4 protein-coding genes and 1 pseudogene are annotated in these 4,617 nt (G+C 68.8%); 3 read left to right on the top strand and 2 right to left on the bottom strand.

Going from position 1 to position 4,617, the window contains the following annotated elements; translation table 11 throughout:
- Window positions 1–158, top strand: a pseudogene (locus tag AC1D1G_RS42010) (1-acyl-sn-glycerol-3-phosphate acyltransferase); the annotation flags it as partial.
- A gap of 13 nt (window positions 159–171) precedes the next feature.
- Here the strand turns inward: AC1D1G_RS42010 and AC1D1G_RS42005 are convergent.
- Entirely contained in the window at window positions 172–1,494 is a 1,323-nt protein-coding gene (locus tag AC1D1G_RS42005; protein ID WP_477956581.1) for a glycosyltransferase 87 family protein, read from the bottom strand.
- Window positions 1,495–1,561: 67 nt separating this feature from the next.
- Here AC1D1G_RS42005 and AC1D1G_RS42000 point away from each other — a divergent pair, with 67 nt between their 5' ends.
- Together AC1D1G_RS42000 and AC1D1G_RS41995 are read left to right on the top strand one after the other, a co-directional pair.
- Complete coding sequence (locus AC1D1G_RS42000; protein WP_011594241.1) at window positions 1,562–2,053, top strand: polyadenylate-specific 3'-exoribonuclease AS; 492 nt, start codon at window positions 1,562–1,564, stop codon at window positions 2,051–2,053.
- 42 nt (window positions 2,054–2,095) lie between these two features.
- Entirely contained in the window at window positions 2,096–3,481 is a 1,386-nt protein-coding gene (locus AC1D1G_RS41995) for a class II 3-deoxy-7-phosphoheptulonate synthase (RefSeq protein WP_477956580.1), read from the top strand.
- 53 nt (window positions 3,482–3,534) lie between these two features.
- Here AC1D1G_RS41995 and AC1D1G_RS41990 read toward each other — a convergent pair.
- The coding region (locus AC1D1G_RS41990) for a Stk1 family PASTA domain-containing Ser/Thr kinase (RefSeq protein ID WP_477956579.1) at window positions 3,535–4,617 on the bottom strand (1,083 nt) is incomplete at its 5' end.

Raw genomic sequence — 4,617 nt, 5'->3', positions numbered from 1 at the left:
TGTACAAGCTGATGAAGCTGTCGGGTCAGGAATACGTCGACATCTACGCGGCGACGCTGAAGAAGAAGGCGCCCGCCGCCGACGCCTCGGTGGCCGATGCGGCGCCTGCGAGCGACGCCACCACCGTCACGCGACTGCCGGACACGCGGGCGAGCTGACGGCCGCGACCTCTCAGCCGACGGGGACGGTGAGATCGTCGGAGGTCTCCGACCGATCGTCCTCGTCGGACTGGGAGGGACGGGTGCGGAACGCGAAAATCGCGACCAGCACCACGGCGAGTCCCCACCACACGTACGACGACGCCAGGAACTGATCCCACAGATTCCAGTGGGTTCCGCTCCACCGTCCCACCCCGAGTTTCCAGTGCGCGGCGAGCCTCACGACGACGACGCCGACCACGGCCACGACCGCCAGGGCGACGCTCCGGCGACGGTAGGCGAGGACGCCGAACACGAGGATCACCGGCACCGACCACACCCAGTGGTGTGACCAGGACACGGGGGAGACGAGCAGTCCGAGGACGGCGTTGAGTCCCAGCGCGAGCGCGGTCTCGCCGGATCGCAGCGCTCGCACCATCGCGAGAATCACGAGTGCGAGAACCACGACGCTCAGCAGCAGCCAGATCGGGGTGCGCACCGAGTCGCTCAGTCCGAGCCGGGCCAGCACACCGGTGATGCTCTGGTTCGCGGGATACGCCGGGGTGCCGATCCGATCGGAATCGAAGAGGGTGTGCGTCCAGTAGGTGACGGAGTCGTTCCACGTCGCGATCGCGCCCACGGCGCTGAACGCGAGGAAACCGACCGCGGTCACGACGGCCGAGCGAAAGTCCTTGCGCACCAGGAAGTACAGGATGAACACGGCAGGCGTCAGCTTCACCGCCGCCGCGAGGCCGATCAGCACGCCGCGCGGCCACGGCGTCTTCTTCGGCAGGCAGTCCGCCGCCACCAGCAGCATCAGCAGGATGTTGATCTGCCCGTAGTCCAGGGTCGACGAGACGGGTTCGAGGGCCATCGACACCGCGAGCGCACCGAGGGCCGTCCACACCAGCGTGGTGCGGGGTGCGATGCCCAGCGAGTCGAGCGTGACGACGAGGACACCGAACAGCGCGATCAGCGACAACACCGTCACGACGATCCCGGCCGTCGCCAGCGACACCGTCGACAGCGGACTGAAGACGACGGCGGCGAGCGGTGGGTACGTGAACGGCAGGAAGTTGCCCATCTGGGTGGCAGGCATCGACCCGTACAGGGTCGGGCCGTGCAGGAACACCGAACCGCCCAGGCGGTAGACGTCGAGATCCAGCCGGTAGTAGCTGCCGAAGTCCCGCAGGCCGGGCAGTCCGAGCAGGTTGTAGGCGAATCCGACCGCGAGCCCGGCGAGGACGAGGACCCGGACGACGAGACCACCGACGCGGAGATGCGGAGGCACCCGCGGGGAGTCGAGCGGGTCCGCGACAGGGGCGGCGGACTGTCGACCGTCGGAGGTTGCGCGCACCGAGGCCTCCTTCACGAGGTAGGGGTGGATCCGGATGACGCCAACGGGTGAGGCATAGTTTGCGGGCGTGCGTTACTTCTACGACTGCGAGTTCATCGAGGATGGTCGCACGATCGACCTGGTGTCGATCGGGGTGGTCGCAGAGGACGGACGTGAATTCTACGCAGTGTCCACCGAGTTCGATCCCGACCGGGCGGGCAAGTGGGTGCGCAGGAACGTGCTGCCGAAGCTGCCGCAGCCGTCGTCGCCCCTCTGGAAGAGCCGCGCCCGCATTCGCGACGACCTCTACGCGTTCCTGATTCCCCGCCCCGGCATCGTCCCCGAACTGTGGGCGTGGGTGGCCGCCTACGACCACGTCGCCCTCTGCCAGCTGTGGGGGGACATGACGGAGCTACCGCAGTCGCTGCCCCGGTACACGCGGGAACTCCGCCAGTACTGGGAGGAACACGGCAGTCCGGCGCTCCCACCTGCACCGGGTGACGCGCACGACGCGCTCGCCGACGCCAGGCACAACCTGGCGAAGTTCGAGGCAGTTCAGGCGGCGCGCTCACTCCGGTGACCTGACTCGCCATCGCTCCGGTCGAGCGAATATCCTGTATGGGTGAACTGGACTGTCGACGTGCCGATCGACCGCTTGCCCGAACTCCCGCCGCTGCCCACCGAGATGCGTGACCGCCTCGATGCAGCGTTGGCCAAGCCCGCTGCTCAGCAGCCGCAATGGCCCGAGGGTCAGGCCGCCGCGATGCGGACCGTCCTCGAGAGCGTGCCCCCGATCACGGTGGCCAGCGAGGTCGTGGCCCTGCAGGAGAAGCTGGCTCAGGTCGCTCGCGGCGAGGCGTTCCTTCTCCAGGGCGGTGACTGCGCCGAGACGTTCGCCGACAACACCGAGCCGCACATCAAGGGCAACATCCGCACCCTGCTGCAGATGGCCGTCGTCCTGACGTACGGGGCGAGCCTGCCCGTCGTCAAGGTCGCCCGTATCGCCGGTCAGTACGCCAAGCCGCGGTCGTCGAACGTCGACGCCCTGGGCCTGCAGTCGTACCGCGGCGACATGATCAACTCCCTCGTCGCCGACGAGGCCGTGCGCGCCCACGACCCGTCGCGGCTCGTGCGGGCGTACGCGAACGCCAGCGCCGCGATGAACCTGGTCCGCGCGCTCACCGGCGCGGGCATGGCCGACCTGCACAAGGTGCACGACTGGAACCGCGAGTTCGTGGCGTCGTCGCCGGCCGGGGCCCGGTACGAGGCACTTGCCGCGGAGATCGACCGCGGGCTGCAGTTCATGAACGCCTGCGGCGTCACCGATCCCAGCCTGCACCACGCGCAGATCTTCGCCAGCCACGAGGCGCTCGTCCTCGACTACGAGCGCGCGATGCTGCGCCTCGACAACGACGACGACCACGCGAAGCTGTACGACCTGTCCGCCCACTTCCTGTGGATCGGCGACCGCACCCGTCAGCTCGACGGGGCCCACATCGCATTCGCCGAACTCGTGTCGAACCCGATCGGCCTGAAGATCGGGCCCAGCACCACACCGGAGATGGCGGTCGAATACGTCGAGCGGCTCGACCCCACCAACAAGCCGGGTCGCCTCACCCTGATCTCGCGGATGGGTAACAACAAGGTTCGCGACCTGCTGCCGCCCATCGTCGAGAAGGTTCAGGCCACCGGTCATCAGGTGATCTGGCAGTGCGACCCGATGCACGGCAACACCCACGAGGCGTCCACCGGCTACAAGACCCGCCACTTCGACCGCATCGTCGACGAGGTCCAGGGATTCTTCGAGGTCCACAACGGACTCGGCACCTACCCGGGCGGCATCCACGTCGAGCTCACCGGTGAGAACGTCACCGAATGCCTCGGCGGCGCGCAGGACATCTCCGACCTCGACCTGTCCGGTCGCTACGAGACGGCGTGCGACCCCCGCCTCAACACCCAGCAGTCGCTGGAACTGGCGTTCCTCGTCGCGGAGATGCTCCGCGGCTGACCGCAGGGCGTACATTCACATTCAGGGGAACTCACTGCCCTGCACCTGCGGGGTCAGGGCAGTGAGACCAGGGTGACCGTGCTCCCGGGCTTCACGAGATCGCCGCCGCCAGGGTTCTGGCTGATGACGAACGACCTGTCCGTGTCGGTCACCTGACGCACCTTCACCTCGAGTCCGAGACGGCTCAGTTCATCGCGCGCGGATCCGACGGTCCGGCCCAGCATCGACGGCATTCGGACCGCGTTCGACACACTCAACGTGACGCTGGTGCCCGCATTGACGCGGGCGCCCGCCTTCGGGCTCGTGGCGATCGCGTCTCCGGCGGCGACGTTCCGGTCGAAGTCGGTGGTGACGTCCTGCACGACGATGCCCACCGCCTCGAGTGAGGCGCGCGCCTCGGCCTCCGACATGCCCTTCACATCGGGAACGTCTACCGGCGGTGCACCTTTGCTGACGATCAGTTTGACCGTGGACCCGGTCGCGAGCTCGGTACCCGGTGCCGGGTCGAGCGCGGCCACCGCCCCGATCGGGACCTTCGCGCTGAACGCCTGACCACCGTCGACCGGGGTGAACGTGCGGTTCCGCAGTTCCTGTTCGATTCCGGCGCGCTCACCACCCGCGGGCAGCGGCGGGACCGTCGGCCTCCCGAGGGAGACGAGCAGTGCCACCGTGCCGTCGCGGGAGATCCGCGAGCCGCCGGTGGGATCGGTACCCAGCACCGTGTCGAGCGCAGCCGTGTCGGAGTACTGCCCCCGGATCTCCGTCGACAGTCCGGCCGCTTCGATCGCCGTCACCGCCGCACCGCGATCGAGACCGTCGGTGGTCGGGACCGCGGTGAAACGGCCCGAACCCATCCACCAGCCACCGAAACCCACCGCGAGGGCGAGCATCAGGATCACGAGCAGCCACACGATCGTGGTCCGGCGCGACCGCTGCCGTTCGGCGGCGAAGTCGGGGTAGTGGTAGCCGTCGTCGGGTTCGTCCTCCACCGCGAACGACGGTTCGTCGATCGGCGGGCGCGGAGTCTGCGTGGTGACCACCCGCGTGTGCTGGACACCGGGCTGCGCCGGCAGYGGGCTGGGCGGCGACAGCGGCGGGGCGGGGGGAAGGTGCACCGTGGGCGGCGCGGCGGGGCC

The sequence above is a fragment of the Rhodococcus sp. P3_B8 genome, assembly GCF_056402775.1.
The sequence above is the reverse complement of the archived record's forward strand: the minus strand, read 5'-3'. Positions and strand labels throughout refer to the sequence as shown.